At 67.8% G+C, this 14,653-nt stretch carries 16 protein-coding genes; 11 read left to right on the top strand and 5 right to left on the bottom strand.

Annotated elements, in window-relative coordinates; all coding sequences use genetic code 11:
• Positions 1-83 precede the first annotated feature (83 nt).
• The 4 genes from DM992_RS18550 to DM992_RS18535 all read left to right on the top strand — a co-directional run bounded on the left by DM992_RS18550 (position 84) and on the right by DM992_RS18535 (position 3,609).
• Positions 84-740, top strand: a complete 657-nt coding sequence (locus tag DM992_RS18550; protein ID WP_111018094.1) for an amino acid ABC transporter permease — start codon at positions 84-86, stop codon at positions 738-740.
• On the top strand, positions 737-1,492 hold the full coding sequence (locus DM992_RS18545; protein ID WP_111018093.1) for an amino acid ABC transporter ATP-binding protein: 756 nt from the start codon (positions 737-739) through the stop codon (positions 1,490-1,492). Before DM992_RS18550 ends, DM992_RS18545 begins: the two co-directional genes overlap by 4 nt.
• On the top strand, positions 1,489-2,799 hold the full coding sequence (locus tag DM992_RS18540) for an FAD-binding oxidoreductase (protein ID WP_111018092.1): 1,311 nt from the start codon (positions 1,489-1,491) through the stop codon (positions 2,797-2,799). The genes DM992_RS18545 and DM992_RS18540 overlap by 4 nt, the downstream gene beginning before the upstream one ends.
• Positions 2,800-2,877: 78 nt before the next feature.
• The gene (locus DM992_RS18535; RefSeq protein ID WP_111018091.1) at positions 2,878-3,609 is read left to right on the top strand and encodes a class I SAM-dependent methyltransferase; all 732 of its coding nucleotides are present in this window, start codon (positions 2,878-2,880) and stop codon (positions 3,607-3,609) included.
• 22 nt (positions 3,610-3,631) lie between these two features.
• Here DM992_RS18535 and DM992_RS18530 read toward each other — a convergent pair whose 3' ends face one another.
• Positions 3,632-5,053, bottom strand: coding sequence for a cytochrome c peroxidase (locus DM992_RS18530; protein WP_111018090.1), 1,422 nt, complete (start codon positions 5,051-5,053; stop codon positions 3,632-3,634).
• A gap of 93 nt (positions 5,054-5,146) precedes the next feature.
• The gene (locus tag DM992_RS18525; RefSeq protein WP_111018089.1) at positions 5,147-6,820 is read right to left on the bottom strand and encodes an alkaline phosphatase family protein; all 1,674 of its coding nucleotides are present in this window, start codon (positions 6,818-6,820) and stop codon (positions 5,147-5,149) included.
• Between the two features lie 402 nt (positions 6,821-7,222).
• Here DM992_RS18525 and DM992_RS18520 point away from each other — a divergent pair, with 402 nt between their 5' ends.
• Positions 7,223-8,080 carry an EamA family transporter gene (locus DM992_RS18520; protein ID WP_111018088.1) on the top strand — a complete coding sequence of 286 codons (858 nt, stop codon included), beginning with the start codon at positions 7,223-7,225 and terminating at the stop codon, positions 8,078-8,080.
• A 39-nt stretch (positions 8,081-8,119) separates the two neighbouring features.
• Here DM992_RS18520 and DM992_RS18515 read toward each other — a convergent pair whose 3' ends face one another.
• Positions 8,120-8,593, bottom strand: coding sequence for an Lrp/AsnC family transcriptional regulator (locus tag DM992_RS18515; RefSeq protein WP_065502096.1), 474 nt, complete (start codon positions 8,591-8,593; stop codon positions 8,120-8,122).
• Between the two features lie 319 nt (positions 8,594-8,912).
• Here DM992_RS18515 and DM992_RS18510 point away from each other — a divergent pair, with 319 nt between their 5' ends.
• The 6 genes from DM992_RS18510 to DM992_RS18485 all read left to right on the top strand — a co-directional run bounded on the left by DM992_RS18510 (position 8,913) and on the right by DM992_RS18485 (position 13,273).
• On the top strand, positions 8,913-10,298 hold the full coding sequence (locus DM992_RS18510; RefSeq protein WP_034179575.1) for an amino acid permease: 1,386 nt from the start codon (positions 8,913-8,915) through the stop codon (positions 10,296-10,298).
• 46 nt (positions 10,299-10,344) lie between these two features.
• Positions 10,345-11,547 (top strand): amino acid aminotransferase, encoded by a 1,203-nt coding sequence (locus DM992_RS18505; protein WP_111018087.1) that lies wholly within the window; start codon positions 10,345-10,347, stop codon positions 11,545-11,547.
• Positions 11,548-11,709: 162 nt separating this feature from the next.
• Positions 11,710-12,108 (top strand): DUF488 family protein, encoded by a 399-nt coding sequence (locus DM992_RS18500; protein ID WP_111018086.1) that lies wholly within the window; start codon positions 11,710-11,712, stop codon positions 12,106-12,108.
• Between the two features lie 111 nt (positions 12,109-12,219).
• Positions 12,220-12,510, top strand: coding sequence for a DUF1488 domain-containing protein (locus tag DM992_RS18495; protein WP_111018085.1), 291 nt, complete (start codon positions 12,220-12,222; stop codon positions 12,508-12,510).
• A 16-nt stretch (positions 12,511-12,526) separates the two neighbouring features.
• A complete protein-coding gene (locus DM992_RS18490) occupies positions 12,527-12,766 on the top strand; it encodes a hypothetical protein (RefSeq protein WP_034179571.1) in 240 nt (79 codons plus the stop codon).
• Between the two features lie 156 nt (positions 12,767-12,922).
• A complete protein-coding gene (locus tag DM992_RS18485; protein WP_111018084.1) occupies positions 12,923-13,273 on the top strand; it encodes a metal ABC transporter ATPase in 351 nt (116 codons plus the stop codon).
• A gap of 59 nt (positions 13,274-13,332) precedes the next feature.
• Here DM992_RS18485 and DM992_RS18480 read toward each other — a convergent pair whose 3' ends face one another.
• Positions 13,333-14,112, bottom strand: a complete 780-nt coding sequence (locus DM992_RS18480; protein WP_111018083.1) for a helix-turn-helix domain-containing protein — start codon at positions 14,110-14,112, stop codon at positions 13,333-13,335.
• Positions 14,113-14,131: 19 nt separating this feature from the next.
• Positions 14,132-14,536 (bottom strand): response regulator transcription factor, encoded by a 405-nt coding sequence (locus DM992_RS18475; protein ID WP_111018082.1) that lies wholly within the window; start codon positions 14,534-14,536, stop codon positions 14,132-14,134.
• Positions 14,537-14,653 lie beyond the last annotated feature (117 nt).

Genomic DNA, 14,653 nt, shown 5'->3' with positions numbered 1-14,653 from the left:
GGCCCCCGGCTCCACGCCGGTATCGCCCGCGTCTCGCGGGCACCTGTCGCGGCGGCCCGATAGGCCATCGTATAGGAGACCTCATGTTTTTTCAGAACGCGATCGATTTCCTGCCGATCCTGTTGAAGGGGGCGGTGGTCACGATCGAGATCACGGCATGCGCGTTCGTGCTCAGCTCGGTGCTCGGGCTGGTCCTCGCGCTGCTGAAGGTGTCGCGCAACCGCGCCGTGTCGACGGCCGGCAGCACGATCGTCAACGTGATCCGCGGGCTGCCGATCATCGTGCAGCTGTTCTACATGTACTTCGTGCTGCCCGATCTCGGCGTGCAACTGTCGGCGTTCCAGGCCGGCGTGCTCGGCCTCGGCATCGCGTACTCGGCCTACCAGGCGGAAAACTTCCGCGCCGGCATCGAGGCGATCGACCGCGGCCAGATCGAGGCCGCGCACGCGATCGGCATGCGCGGGCCGATGATCATGCGGCGCGTGGTGCTGCCGCAGGCGTTTCGCATTGCGTTGCCGCCGTACGGCAACACGCTCGTGATGCTGCTGAAGGACTCATCGGTCGCGTCGACGATCACGGTCGCGGAGATCACACGGGCCGGCCAGTTGATCGCGTCGTCGACGTTCCAGAACATGAGCGTCTATACGCTCGTCGCGCTGCTGTATCTCGCGCTCGGCCTGCCGCTGATGTTCGGCGTGAACCGGCTCGGCAAGCGGCTCGCGCTGAGGAGAGGCGCATGATCCGGATCGATTCGATACACAAGCGCTTCCAGCAGCATGCGGTGCTGAAGGGCGTGAGTCTCGACGTGCGGCAGGGCGAGGTCGTATGCCTGATCGGGCCGTCCGGCTCGGGCAAATCGACCGTGCTGCGCTGTATCAACGGCTTCGAGACCTACGACGAAGGCTCGATCACGATCGACGGCGTGAAGGTCGATGCGCATTCGAAGCGAATCCATGAGCTGCGGATGCGGGTTGGCATGGTGTTCCAGCGCTTCAACCTGTTCGCGCACCGCACGGCGCTCGAGAACGTGATGGAAGGCCCCGTGCATGTGCGGCGGGTGCCGGCCGCGCAAGCGCGCGAGCAGGCCCGCGCGCTGCTCGACAAGGTCGGGCTCGCGCACCGGATGAATGCGTACCCGTCCGAGCTGTCGGGCGGCCAGCAGCAGCGCGTCGCGATTGCACGCGCGCTCGCGATGGAGCCGCAGGCGATCCTGTTCGACGAGCCGACGTCCGCGCTCGACCCCGAACTCGTCGGCGAAGTGCTCGGCGTGATGCGCGGGCTCGCGCGCGACGGAATGACCATGGTGGTCGTCACGCACGAGATGGGGTTCGCGCGCGAGGTGGCCGATCGCGTGTGCTTCCTGCACGACGGCACCATCTGCGAAAGCGGGCCCGCGCGCGACGTGCTCACGCAGCCGACGCATCCCCGCACGCAGGAATTCCTGCGCCGCCTGCTGGCGTCGGACGGCGCCGCCCACCCGGATCGAACATGAGCGAAAGGAAACCGGCACCCGCATGGCCCGATTCCCCGTGGCCGGATTCGCTGTGGGCGGCGACGGCCGCGCCGGCGCCTGATACCCCCGCGCTCGATGCGTCCGCGTCGTGCGACGTGGCGATCGTCGGCGCCGGCTTCACGGGTCTGTCGACCGCGCTCCACCTGGCCGAACGCGGCGCGAACGTGCGCGTGATCGACGGCGCCCAGCCGGGCTGGGGTGCGTCGGGCCGCAACGGCGGGCAAGTGATCCCCGGGCTGAAATACGACCCCGACGAACTGATTCGCCGATTCGGCGACGAGGCCGGCGAGCAGCTTGCCGGCGTTGTCGGCGGCGCGGCCGACACGGTGTTCGACCTGATCGCGCGGCACGCGATCGACTGCGATGCGCGTCGCCACGGCTGGATCCAGCCGGCGCCGACCGCCGCGATGCTCGATACGGTCGCGCGCCGCGCGCAGCAGTGGGCCGCGCGCGGCGCACCGGTCGAAGTGCTCGGCCGCGACGACGTCGCGCGGCGGCTCGGCACGCACGCCTATGCGGGCGGCTGGATCGATCGCCGCGCAGGCAGCGTGCAGCCGCTCAGCTATACGCGCGGCCTCGTGCGCGCCGCGCAGGCGAGCGGGGCGGTCGTGCACGGGCTGACGCGCGCCGTCGGGCTGACGCGTGCCGACGGCCGCTGGCGGATCGCGACGGCCGGCGGCGCGACGCTGTCGGCGGATCGCGTCGTGATCGCGACCAACGGCTACACGGACGGGCTATGGCCCGGCTTGCGCCAGTCGGTGATCGCCGCGAACAGTTTCATCGTCGCGACGCAGCCGCTCGCACCGGATCTCGGTCGCGACATTCTCGCCGGCGGCGAGGTCGCATCGGATGCGCGGCGCCTGCTGCTGTACTTCCGCCGCGACTCGGCCGGCCGCCTGCTGATGGGCGGCCGCGGCCCGTTCGCGGAGCCGCGCGCGATGAGCGACTGGCGCCATCTCGAGCGCGCGACGACGCTGCTGTATCCGCAACTGAAGGGCGTCCGGTTCGAATACCGCTGGGCGGGGCGCGTCGCGATCACCGCGGATTTCATGCCGCACGTGCACGAGCCCGCGCCGGGCGTGACGATCGCGCTCGGCTACAACGGCCGCGGCATCGCGATGGCGACGACGCTCGGCAAGCATCTGGCCGCGCACCTGTCGGGCGATGCGCAACTGCCGCTGCCGTTCCGGGCCACACCGATCCGGCCGATTCCGTTTCACGGGCTGCAGCGCTTCTACATCGCGGCCGGGGTGGCCTGGTATCGTCTGCTCGACAGCCTGTCCTGACGGGGCGCGGACGCGGGTCGCCATCTGTCGTCCGATCGGGCAGAATCGACACTCCCAGTTTCTGCCGACGGATGCCGCATGACCGATCCGAACGAACCGCCCGGCCGCCGCGCGTACTCGAGCTTCGCGCAACGCTATGCGGACATCGCGCCGACCAAGGCGCACAACGCGCTCTACGAGCGTCCGGCGACGATGGCGCTGCTCGGCGACGTCGATGGCCTGACGGTGCTCGACGCCGGCTGCGGGCCCGGCATCTGCAGCGAGCACCTCGCGCGCCACGGCGCGACCGTGCACGCATTCGACGTCACGCCGGAGATGGTCGCGCTTGCCCGCACGCGTTGCGCGGGTCTTGCAGTCGAGGTGGCCGAAGGCGACCTGTCGGTGCCGCTTGACTGGCTGCCCGACGGCCGCTTCGACAAGGTGCTGTGTTCGCTGGCGCTCGACTACGTGCGCGACCTCGAAGCGCCACTGCGCGAATTCCGGCGCGTCGCGCGGCCGGGAGCGACGCTCGTGTTCTCGATGGCGCATCCGATGCGCGACTGGATGGACGAACGCACGCGCGGCGAGGGCACGTATTTCGACACGTCCCGCTTCGGCTTTCACTGGTCGGGCTTCGGCGAACCGAAGCCGTATGTCGAAGCCTGGCGGCGGCCGCTCGCCGACATCCTGAACGCGGTAGCCGACAGCGGCTGGCGGCTCGATCGGTTCGTCGAACCGAAGCCGCTGCCGGAGATGAAGGCCGCGTCCGAACGGCTTCATGCGGAGCTGTCGCTGGCACCGGCCTTCCTGTGCATCCGCGCGCGCCGCTGACGCGGCGCGGCGGTCAACCGGCTCAGTGCCGCACCGGCTCGTCGTTCAGCGTGCCGAGAAACGCTTCGATATCCTTGATGTCCTGCGCCGTCATCGCGGGTTTGTCGCCCGGCTTGCGATCGAACGGCGCATCGGTCACGTCGACGTTCGCGCGGTACTTCGGCGGGATGTCGTCGTACTCGTCGATCTTGCCGTCCGCGCCGCGCGAATAAAACTTCTGCGGCGAGATGCTGCGCTCGTTGTAGAACGCCATCACCTGGTCGAGCGTGTGGAACACGCCGTTGTGGAAGAACACCTGGCGCGTCGCCGAGTTGCGCAGCGTCGGCGTGAGGAACATCCCGCAGTACTGCGTCTGGTCCTTCAGGTCGTCGCGGAACGGCCCGCACACGCCGAGATCGTAGAACGCCGCGTTGCGGTTCTGCGCAAGCTGCTGGTTGCGCGGCACGCCGAGCGCCTCGTACTGGTAGTCGGTAAACATCGGCGGCAGCCCGTCCTTGCCGGGCTTCGACAGGTGGCAGCCCGCGCAATTCGCCTTGTCCGGATCGTTGAACAGGCGCAGCCCGCGCAGCTCGGCCTGCGACAGGCGCGCACGGCCTTCGAGCCAGCGGTCGTACTTGCTGTTGTACGGATGGAACGACGGATCCTCGACCTGATACCGCGCGATCGCGAACATCGCTTCCGACACCGCGAGCTGCGGGCTGTCGAACACGCGCACCCCGAACAGCTGCTCGAACTGCGCGCGGTGCGACGACTGCGCGAGCTTGCGCGCGACGTCGCCGATGCTCGCGTTCGCCATCTCGACCGGATTCAGCAGCGGGCCGAACGCCTGCTGCTGCAGCGTATCGGCGCGGCCGTCCCAGAACATCCCGCCTTGCGGCACGAGCTGCGGCGCGGCCGACGTGCCGGCCACCTTCTGCGCCTTGACGACGCCGGCCGCCGCCGCGGCCTGCTGCGCGACACTCGGCGCAGCGTCGTTTTCACCGGCATCGGGGCCGATGCTGAAGTTCGGCTGCCGGTACAGATACATCAGCGACGGCGGCGGGCGATACCCGTGCTGCGTCATCGCGAGGCCGCCCGGCTGCACGTCGAGCGCGTTCGGCGGGCCGTATGCATGATCGGGGCTGTGACACGACGCACACGACTGCCTGCCCGACGCGGACAGCGACGGATCGACGAACAGCGCCCGCCCGAGCTGCGCGACCGCCGACAGCGGCTGCGCGGCGGGCCGCTGCAGCACGACCGGATGCGGATTCGCGCCCGTCCAGTCGGCGACGACGGTGCCGATCGCCGCGGGCACCCGCGCGGGGAACGCGATCGCGAACGCCCCATAGCCGAGCACGGCCGCGCCGAGCACGAACGCCGTGCGGTGCAGCAGGCGGGAAGGGGAATGCGGCGCGGGGGGGGCGGAAGCGTCGGGAGACGGGAACGCGGGGCGAGCTGTCATGCTGTCGGTCGGAATTCGGGCGCCGCACGAAGCGGCGCGTTAAATGGAAACGGCCGGCGCGTGATGCGCCGGCCTGCGATCGATGGATGCCGGTCAGATCGCCGGTGCCGCGCTCAATGCCGTGCCGAGCGTCGGATCGAGGTACAGCGGCGTCGTGTTCGGCTTCGACGTGAAGTCGAACAGCCCGCGCAGGTCGCCCGCCGTCGCATCGAACGAGCCGCCGCCGATGCGCTGGCCGCCGAGCCAGTTGTCCTCGATGAAACGCACGACCGATGCCTGGTCGATCATCGTGTGGTCGACGTAGTTCTGCTTCGCGTACGGCGAGATCACGATCAGCGGAATGCGCACGCCCGGGCCGCAGCGGCCGTTCACGGTGCCGCCGTTCACGCCGGTGGTGCCGCCCGTGCCGCACTTGCCGTTGCCGTTGACCTGGTCGACGGCGTCGGACGACGAACGGGTCGGCGCCGTGTACACGTGGTCGTACCAGCCGTCCGAGTCGTCATAGGTGACGATCACGGCCGTGTTCTGCCAGTCCGGCTGCTGCTGCAGGAAGTTGACGACCTTCGTCACGAATGCCTGCTCGTCGAGCGGATCAGAATAGCCCGCGTGTGCATCCTGCGCGGCCGGCGCCTTCAGGAAGCTGACCGACGGGAAGTTGCCGGCCTTCACGGCCGCGAAGAAGTCGTCGCTGTCGTACTGGTGGTTCGCGGGTTCCGCCGTCTTGCCGTCGGTCTGGACGCTCGAACCGATCGCCGCGATCGAGCTCGGGCGCGTGTGCTGCGGGTTCGACGTCGACGCGTAGTACTGGAACCAGTTGTGGTGCGGGATGTAGTCGGCCGTCGCGGCGTTCACGGCGGTGGCGACCGTGCTGCGGCTGCAGCCCGTCGTGCCGTTGCCGTTGGTCGTCGACAGGTTGAAGCCGCCCATGAAGCCGCCCCACGTGATCTTCGCGCCGTTCAGCAGGTCGCCGATGTTCTTGCCGGTCATCATCGCCTGGTCGGTCGTGCTCGAGCACACGTCGAAGCCGGGGTCGACGTCGTTGATCATCGTGAAGCCGCCCTGGCCGTCGTTGATGTAGTACGAGGTGGCTGCGAGCGTCGAGGGCTGCTTCGACGTCTTGACGATCTGCATCCCGTTGGTCTGCCCCGACACGACGTTCAGCGCGCCCGGCGTCGACGGGCCATAGACCGTCGTGTATGCGTTGTCGCTCATCGCGAAGCGCTGCGCGTAGTTCCACAGCGCGGTCACGGTGTTGCCGTCGAAGTAGCCCATCACCTGGCCCTTCGTGCCGAACGCGCCGGCGCCGCCGGACGAGCCCTTGCCGGTGTATTTCGGGAACAGGTCGGCGAGGCCGTTGTCCTCGGCCAGCTGTTCGGCCGTGTACGCGTGGTTCTGGTCAGCGGTCGCGGCCTGCGTGCGGTCGAGGCGGAACGGGTTCGCCGCGTCGGTGCCGTTGGCCGTGTTCGTGAAGTTCGGGTTCGCAGTGAGCAGCGTGCCCGTCAGGCCATTCGGCGTCGGCGTGCCGGGCTTCGCGGTGAACGCCGGCTCGCCCGACGGGTTCGTCGCGTTCGGGTAGGTGCCGAAGTAATGGTCGAACGAGATGTTTTCACCGTAGATCACGACGACGTGCTTGATCGGCGTGGCGGTCTGCAGCGCATCCTGCGACGACACCGCGGGCGTCGACGTCGGATCGTCGCTGCCGCCGCAGGCGAACAGCGCAAGCGTCGCGGCTGCGCAGGCGGTGACGAGCAAGGCTTGACGGAACATCGGGAAACTCCAGGTAAGGCCTTCGATGGTGGAGAGCGGCCCCGTCGCCGTGTCGGTTCGGCGCGGAACTCGCGAGAGAGCACGCGCATTGAAACAGTCGCGTATGAAGATATGGGGACGGAGTGATTTCGCGATGGTTGCGCCGTGGTATCGATTCCATTACGGCGCAACGCGGAACGAAAGAGAACGGAAAGGGGCAGACCGCGCGCAACCTCGACGACACATTTCGCGGCGCGCGGGGCCGCTGCCGTGAATGCCGCGCGGGGCGGGCGAGACGGTGCCGTCGGCCGGTTCGCGCGTCATGCCGTGGATACCGCGTTTTTGACAATCGTGTGACGTATTCATACGATGGATGCCCTGCGACGACGATTTCATGTTGCCGACCGTTACCGAGTATTCATCGTGCCGATCCCCGTTCTGTTTGCCGTTCTGTGTGCTGCGTTCCTGCATGCGTCATGGAACGCGCTCGTCCGCAGCAGCGGCGACCGGCTGCGGTCGGCCACGGTGCTGCAGATCGCGATCGGGCTGTTCGCGCTGCTGTTCCTGCCTGCCGCCGCGCCGATCACGCCCATGGGCTGGCTCTGCGTCGTCGCATCGGCCGTGATCCACGTCGTCTACACGTTGCTGCTGGTGCGCGCATACGAGCACGGTGACCTGACCGTTGCCTACCCGGTCGCGCGCGGCACTGCGCCGCTGCTCGTCACGCTCGGCGCGGCGGCGTTCGCGGGCGAGCACCTGAACGCCGGCGCGCAAGGCGGGCTCGTGCTGATCTGCGCGGGCATCATGGCGATCGGGCTGGAGGGCGGGCGCGGCGCGAAGCACCGGATGACGCAAGTGCTGCCGACCGCGTTCGCGACCGGCGTGTCGATCGCGGCCTATAGCGTGGTCGACGGGATCGGCGTGCGGGAAAGCGGCAGCACGGTGGGCTATACCGCGTGGATGTTCGTGCTGACGGGGGCGATGATGGCCGCGTACTACCGGCTGCGCGCGGGGCCGCTGCGGCTGACGCAGGATGTCGGCGAGACGGCGAAGGCTGCATGCGGCGGCGTGTTCGCGGCGCTCGCGTACGGCATCGTGATCTGGGCGATGGATCGCGCGCCGATGGGCCCCGTGTCGGCGCTGCGCGAAACCAGCGTGGTGTTCGCGGCGCTGATCGCACGCGTGTATCTCGGCGAGCGGCTGACGCCGCGCCGCGCTGCGGGATGTGCGGTGATTGCGGCGGGGGCGTTGCTGATCAGTGCGTTCGAGGCGGTGCGGTGAAGGTGGCTGCCGAACGTGCAGGGCGTTCGCCCTGGTAAATCAGCTTTCCACCGGCATCGCGCTCGTGCACTTGATCTCGTCGAGGCACACGCTTGAATGCACGCCGCTCACGCCGGGAATCCGCATCAGCGTTTCGAGCAGGAACTGCGACAGCCCCTTCAGGTCGTGCGCGACGACCTTCAGCACATAGTCGATGTCGCCCGTCACCGAGAAGCACTCCTGGATCTGCGCGAGATCGGACACCAGTTTCTGGAACTTCGACAGATCGCGGATATGCCCGCGCTCCATCGTCACGTGCACGAACGCGGTGACGCCGAAGCCGAGCGTGTCGGGGCAGAGCCGGGTTTCGTAGCGGCGGATCGCGCCGATCTCTTCCAGCCGCCGGTGGCGCCGCAATGTCTGTGCGGGCGACAGCCCGACGGCCTTCGCCAGATCGAGGTTCGACGCACGGCCGTTCTCCTGCAGGATCGAAAGCAAGTGGCGATCGATGCGGTCGAGAACCGGTTCAGGCATTTTTATTTCCTCATTTGTCTCCTGGATGCAATCTTATCTCATAATGTAGGGTTTGCATGAACGGGTTACGAAACCCGATTTCGCCGTCGCGACGCTAAACTGACGCCGGATTTTCGTGTGTGGCCGCAGCAATGCGGCGTGGGCGACAAGTCGGTGGCCGGTCTGGCGGGCACGCCGACGCGAATCGGGCGCCGCCACGCGAAGATTGCAGTCCCCAACCCGGCGGCTCCACGAACGCCGCCGGCACAGCAAAAACAGCGCCCGGCACACCGAGGCGCGCCGCCCCGCTTCAGGCGGAGGCGGACAGAGTGGAGAAGACATGGTTTCTGGAAACGAGAGCGACGGCCTGAAGCGCGGGCTGAAGAACCGGCACATCCAGCTGATTGCGCTCGGCGGCGCGCTCGGCACGGGGCTGTTCCTCGGCATCGCGCAGACGATCAAGATGGCCGGCCCGTCCGTGCTGCTCGGCTATGCGGTGGCCGGCATCGTTGCGTTCTTCATCATGCGCCAGCTCGGCGAGATGGTCGTCGACGAGCCCGTCGCAGGTTCGTTCAGCTATTTCGCCAACAAGTATTTCGGCCACTTCACGGGCTTCCTGTCCGGCTGGAACTACTGGGTGCTGTACATCCTCGTCAGCATGGCCGAACTGTCGGCCGTCGGGATCTACGTGCAGTACTGGTGGCCGGGCGTGCCGACCTGGGTGTCGGCGCTCGTGTTCTTCGTCGTCATCAACCTGATCAACCTGACCAGCGTGAAGTCGTACGGCGAGACGGAATTCTGGTTCTCGATCATCAAGGTCGCGGCGATCGTCGGGATGATCGGTTTCGGCGGCTGGCTGCTCGCGAGCGGCAATGCCGGGCCGGAGGCCAGCGTCAGGAACCTGTGGCAGCACGGCGGCTTCTTCCCGAACGGCGTGTCGGGCCTCGTGATGTCGATGGCCGCGATCATGTTCTCGTTCGGCGGGCTCGAACTCGTCGGCATCACGGCGGCCGAGGCCGACGATCCGAAGCACAGCATCCCGCGCGCGACCAACCAGGTCATCTACCGCATCCTGATTTTCTACATCGGTGCGCTCGCCGTGCTGCTGTCGCTGTATCCGTGGGAGAAGGTCGTCAGCGGCGGCAGCCCGTTCGTGCTGATCTTCCACGCGCTGAGCAGCAACCTGGTCGCGAACGTGCTGAACGTGGTCGTGCTGACCGCCGCGCTGTCGGTCTACAACAGCGGCGTGTACTGCAACAGCCGGATGCTGTTCGGCCTCGCGCAGCAGGGCAACGCGCCGAAGGTGCTGTGCTCGGTGAACAAGCGCGGCATTCCGCTCGCCGCGCTTGGCGCGTCGGCGCTCGCCACCGGCGCGTGCGTGCTGGTCAACTACTTCATGCCGGGCAAGGCGTTCGAGGTGCTGATGGGCCTCGTCGTGTCGGCGCTGATCATCAACTGGGCGATGATCAGCCTGATCCACCTGAAGTTCCGCCAGGCCAAGCGCGCAGCCGGGGAGAAGACTTCCTTCCGCAGTCTGGGCTATCCTTTCACGAATTACCTGTGCCTGGCATTCATGGCCGGCATTCTCGTCGTGATGTACCTGACGCCGGATCTCCGCCTGTCGGTGTACCTGATCCCGGTCTGGCTCGCGGTGCTCGCGATCGGGTATCGCTTCCGTCAGAAGAATGCTGGCTATGCGGTGCGCGACAGTGCGTCCGCAGGCTGAAGCAGGCCACCACCGACCATTCTTCCAAACGAGACCGACTCAAGCCATGTTCGAACACATCGACGCGTACCCGGGCGACCCGATCCTGACGCTCAACGAGAACTTCCAGAAAGATCCGCGCGACCAGAAGGTCAACCTGAGCATCGGCATCTACTTCGATGCCGAAGGCCGGATTCCGGTGATGGGCGCCGTGCGCGAAGCTGAAACCGCGCTGCAGCGCGAGAGCGGCCCGAAGCCGTATCTGCCGATGGTCGGCCTGGCCGCGTATCGCGACGCCGTGCAGGCGCTCGTGTTCGGCGCCGATCACCCGGCCCGCGCGGCCGGCCGCATCGCGACCCTGCAGACGCTCGGCGGCTCGGGGGCGCTGAAGGTGGGCGCCGATTTCCTGAAGCGCTACTTCCCGGACGCGCAGGTGTGGCTCAGCGATCCGAGCTGGGAAAACCATCGCTTCATCTTCGAGCGCGCCGGCTTCACGGTAAACACGTATCCGTACTATGACGAGGCGACGGGCGGCCTGAAGTTCGAAGCGATGCTCGCGGCGTTCGACGCGCTGCCGGCGCGCAGCATCGTGCTGCTGCATGCGTGCTGCCATAACCCGACCGGCGTAGACCTCGACGAAGGCCAGTGGGAAAAGCTGATCGACGTGATCGAGGCGCGCGGCCTGCTGCCGTTCGTCGACATGGCATACCAGGGCTTCGGCGCGGGTCTCGACGCGGATGCGTTCGCGGTGCGCGAGCTGGCCCGCCGCGGCGTGCCGGCGCTGGTCGCGAACTCGTTCTCGAAGAACTTCTCGCTGTACGGCGAGCGCGTGGGCGGCCTGAGCGTCGTCTGCGAGGATGCGGCCGCGGCCGAGCGCGTGCTCGGCCAGCTGGCCGGCGCCGTGCGCTCGAATTACAGCAACCCGCAAACCTACGGCGCGAAGGTCGTCGCGGCCGTGCTCAACACGCCCGCGCTGCGCAAGCAGTGGGAAGAGGAACTCTCGGCGATGTGCCGCCGCATCGCGCGGATGCGCCAGTCGATCCATGACGGCCTGCGCGACCACGTCAGCGGCGAAGCGCTCACGCGCTACGTGAAGCAGCGCGGGATGTTCACGTACACGGGGCTGACCGAATCGCAGGTCGACGCGCTGCGCGAAGTGCACGGCGTGTACATCTTGCGTTCCGGCCGGATGTGCGTGGCGGGCCTGAACGACTCGAACGTCGGCATCGTTGCCGACGCAATCGGCAAGGTGCTGAAGAGCGGCGTCTGATCGTCGCGCGTCCGGCGCGCAACGCTGCTGGCCGAACCGGCTGTCTCCCGTCGCGGAGGCAGCCGGTTTTTTGTTGCGCGGCCGCGATGCGTGCTACCCGGCTGACGCGTGCCCAGGCGCGGCGGTACGATCAAGGAATCGGACACAGGACAGAGGAGCGACATGGGCATCCGGATCATCCAGCTCGGCACGCCGCGCGCGGCCGGCGAGGGCCTGCGGATCGGGACGGTGCGGCGGCCGCCGCGCGGCGTACCGAAGGCGGAATTTGCGTCGCGCAACTACTATGATGTATGGCTGCCGACGCTGTCGCCGAGCCCCGAGCTCGTCGCGCAGGCGCAGGCCGCCGAAACCGATGCCGAATGGAACGCGTTCAAGCGCCACTTCCGCGCGGAGATGGCGCATGGCGATCCGGCAAAGGTGCTGGACCTGCTGGCGGCGCTGTCGGCGACCACCGCGTTCTCGATCGGCTGCTACTGCGACGACGAGCGCCATTGCCACCGCAGCGTGCTGCGCGAGCTGCTCGCGCAGCGCGGCGCGGCGATCGAGCCCGACGCGGACTGAATCGGCGGCACGATACCGCACCGCGATCGTGCGGTGCAGCGAACCGGTTGACGTGGGTCAAGCGGGCGGCCGCGCGCGCCACTATGCTCTCGTCATGGAGTCATCACGACAATGACAGGCGGACAGATGCAGATTACCTTCCCGCCCGAGCCGGCCGAATATTGCGCGCGCGATCTGGTCGTCGCGTTTTCGGCGCTGGTCGACGGACGTTGCGTGCAGTGCGCGGTCACGGCCGAGGCACTGGAAGACCATTTCGGCGCGCCGTCGCTGCTCGAACGCGACCTGCTGGCCGCGTTCGACGGGCACCGGCCGGCGATCGAAGCGATGGCACGACGGATGCTCGAGGAAATCGGCGGCCGGCCGGTGCTGCTGCACAGCGGCCACTTCCGGCTCGGCGATTGACACCGCAGGAGGGCACATGACTCTGCAGGGCAACATTCACGAACGCGACTGGTCGGTCGAGGTCGAGACGCGCCCGTGCGAATCGGGCGAATTCCGCTGCCGCGTGTCGGTCGAGCACGGCAGCGGCGCCGCGCGCTTTCATCATACGTTCGAGCACAGCCATGCGTATCCGACCGAGCGCGAGGCGATGATCGAAGGGCTGCGGGCCGGAATGACGTGGATCGAGATGAAGACGTCGCAGGTATTCAACGTATGAACGGTGCCGCGCCGACAGAGGTGCGGACAGACTTATCGGCAGGCCAGCGATCGAAGAATCCGCGCCACGCCACGGGAAATACGCACCGCCGCCTTTCGGCTCGGGCGGTGCATGCAAGGCGGTCGACGAGCGGGCGGCCCCGTCAGGAGAAACGACATGGGCGTGGGCATGCAGATCGCCTGCCTCGGATTCACCGGTTCGGCCGCGATCGAAGCCGAAGCCGGCGCGCAGTTGGTGCGGCTCGAACGGTTTCGCGCGCTGATCGACGGCTGTCACCTCGCAATCGAATCGCGGGTGGCGGCCGACGGGGCGCGCAAATACGACGTGCGGCTCGACCTGGTGTTTCACGACGAGGCGCTCGGGTCGCTGCCGCCGTGCAGCGGCGAGGACGTGGACGATGCGCTGCACCGCGCGTTCGCCCAGGCCGAACAGACGCTGGTCGCGTGGCAGGCGGGCGGTGGCAGGGTGATGCTGCGCGACGCGGCGACCGATGGCACGGCTCCGTGACGCACGGCGTGCCATGCCGCGCGGACGAGGACGATGCCGGCGCGTACGTCTGGCCCGAGTCAGACCCGCGCGAGCGCTTGCGCGTCGATGATGCGCACGCGCTTGCCGCGGGTTTCGACCAGTGCTTCGCGATGGAACCGCGAGAACATCCGGCTGACCGTTTCCAGCTTCATCCCGAGATAACAACCGATTTCCTCGCGCGTCATCCGCAGGTTGAATTCGGTCGCCGAATAGCCGCGCGCCTCGAAGCGCGACGACAGGTTCAGCAGGAAATGCGCGACGCGCTGTTCGGCCGACATCGTGCCGAGCAGCAGCATCTGGCTCGATTTCCGCACGATCTCGCTGCTCAGCATCTGATAGAGGAAGTGCTGCATCGGCTTGATCTCGCGGCACGCCGCTTCGAGCGCACCGAACGGGATGACGCACACGACGCTGTCTTCGAGTGCGATCGCGTCGCAGCAGTGCTGGCCGCTGCCGATGCCGTCCATCCCGAGCGTTTCGCCGGCGATCTGGAAGCCCGTCACGTGCTCGCGGCCGTCGCGATGCATCATCACCGTCTTGACCGAACCCGCGCGCACCGCATAGATGCTCTGGAACGGATCGTCGGTGCGGAACAGCGCGTCGCCCTGGCGAACCTGCCGGGTCGTGCAAATGATCGCGTCGAGACGGCCGTATTCGGCGGCCGTCAGTTGCGGCGGCAGGCACATCGAGCGCATCGCGCAGGCCGAGCAGCGTGCGGCGGGATGTTTGGCGGCGTCGGCGCGCGTGACCGCACGAGGCGGAGTCGTCGGTCGGGGCGCGACGGGGACGTCGGCGGCGCAGGCGGTGGCGGTGGGCATGAGTCGTCGCTCCGGCTTGTCAGGGTTGGTGCACGCGAGCGTGCACCAGGGATTCGATGACACGGCACGCGGCGTCGAATTCGACGGTCTTGTCGAAGAAGTAGTCGGCTCCGGCCGACGCGCATGCCTCTCTGAATGCCGGCGCCGAATGATTCGTCAGCACGATCGTGACGATGCGCGGCGCGGCCTTCGACAGCATCCCGATCAGGTCGAGGCCGCTGCCGTCCGCGAGCCGCAGGTCCACGATCACGACGTCCGCCCGGCTGCCGCGGATCTGCGTCCACGCGTGCTGGCCGTCTTCCGCTTCGCCCACGACGGCGACGCCGCGAATCGCGCCGACGAGCAGCGCGATTCGCTGCCGGACGGCGACGGCGTGATCGACGAGAAACACCCTGAGCGCGGCGGGGGACAGGCTGGCATTCATGCCGGCAGTATCGTGTTGTGCCGCAAAAAATGAAATCGGCCGAATTGGAAGTTCGTGTAGGCCGCTTCGACGCGTTGTAGGGCATTTCCTACAGCGCGTACGGGAAATGCCGGGCAC

The organism is Burkholderia sp. JP2-270, assembly GCF_003233675.1.
Taxonomy (GTDB): domain Bacteria; phylum Pseudomonadota; class Gammaproteobacteria; order Burkholderiales; family Burkholderiaceae; genus Burkholderia; species Burkholderia pyrrocinia_C.
Note: the sequence above shows the minus strand (reverse complement) of the source record. Positions and strands in the feature narration are given on the sequence as shown.

What these genes read in the sequence shown, in the direction of transcription:
- DM992_RS18550 (WP_111018094.1), top strand. Translation starts at nt 84, where the DNA reads ATGTTTTTTCAGAACGCGATCGATTTCCTGCCGATCCTGTTGAAGGGG.
- DM992_RS18545 (WP_111018093.1), top strand. Translation starts at nt 737, where the DNA reads ATGATCCGGATCGATTCGATACACAAGCGCTTCCAGCAGCATGCGGTG.
- DM992_RS18540 (WP_111018092.1), top strand. Translation starts at nt 1,489, where the DNA reads ATGAGCGAAAGGAAACCGGCACCCGCATGGCCCGATTCCCCGTGGCCG.
- DM992_RS18535 (WP_111018091.1), top strand. Translation starts at nt 2,878, where the DNA reads ATGACCGATCCGAACGAACCGCCCGGCCGCCGCGCGTACTCGAGCTTC.
- DM992_RS18530 (WP_111018090.1), bottom strand. Translation starts at nt 5,053, where the DNA reads ATGACAGCTCGCCCCGCGTTCCCGTCTCCCGACGCTTCCGCCCCCCCC.
- DM992_RS18525 (WP_111018089.1), bottom strand. Translation starts at nt 6,820, where the DNA reads ATGTTCCGTCAAGCCTTGCTCGTCACCGCCTGCGCAGCCGCGACGCTT.
- DM992_RS18515 (WP_065502096.1), bottom strand. Translation starts at nt 8,593, where the DNA reads ATGCCTGAACCGGTTCTCGACCGCATCGATCGCCACTTGCTTTCGATC.
- DM992_RS18510 (WP_034179575.1), top strand. Translation starts at nt 8,913, where the DNA reads ATGGTTTCTGGAAACGAGAGCGACGGCCTGAAGCGCGGGCTGAAGAAC.
- DM992_RS18505 (WP_111018087.1), top strand. Translation starts at nt 10,345, where the DNA reads ATGTTCGAACACATCGACGCGTACCCGGGCGACCCGATCCTGACGCTC.
- DM992_RS18500 (WP_111018086.1), top strand. Translation starts at nt 11,710, where the DNA reads ATGGGCATCCGGATCATCCAGCTCGGCACGCCGCGCGCGGCCGGCGAG.
- DM992_RS18495 (WP_111018085.1), top strand. Translation starts at nt 12,220, where the DNA reads ATGACAGGCGGACAGATGCAGATTACCTTCCCGCCCGAGCCGGCCGAA.
- DM992_RS18490 (WP_034179571.1), top strand. Translation starts at nt 12,527, where the DNA reads ATGACTCTGCAGGGCAACATTCACGAACGCGACTGGTCGGTCGAGGTC.
- DM992_RS18485 (WP_111018084.1), top strand. Translation starts at nt 12,923, where the DNA reads ATGGGCGTGGGCATGCAGATCGCCTGCCTCGGATTCACCGGTTCGGCC.
- DM992_RS18480 (WP_111018083.1), bottom strand. Translation starts at nt 14,112, where the DNA reads ATGCCCACCGCCACCGCCTGCGCCGCCGACGTCCCCGTCGCGCCCCGA.
- DM992_RS18475 (WP_111018082.1), bottom strand. Translation starts at nt 14,536, where the DNA reads ATGAATGCCAGCCTGTCCCCCGCCGCGCTCAGGGTGTTTCTCGTCGAT.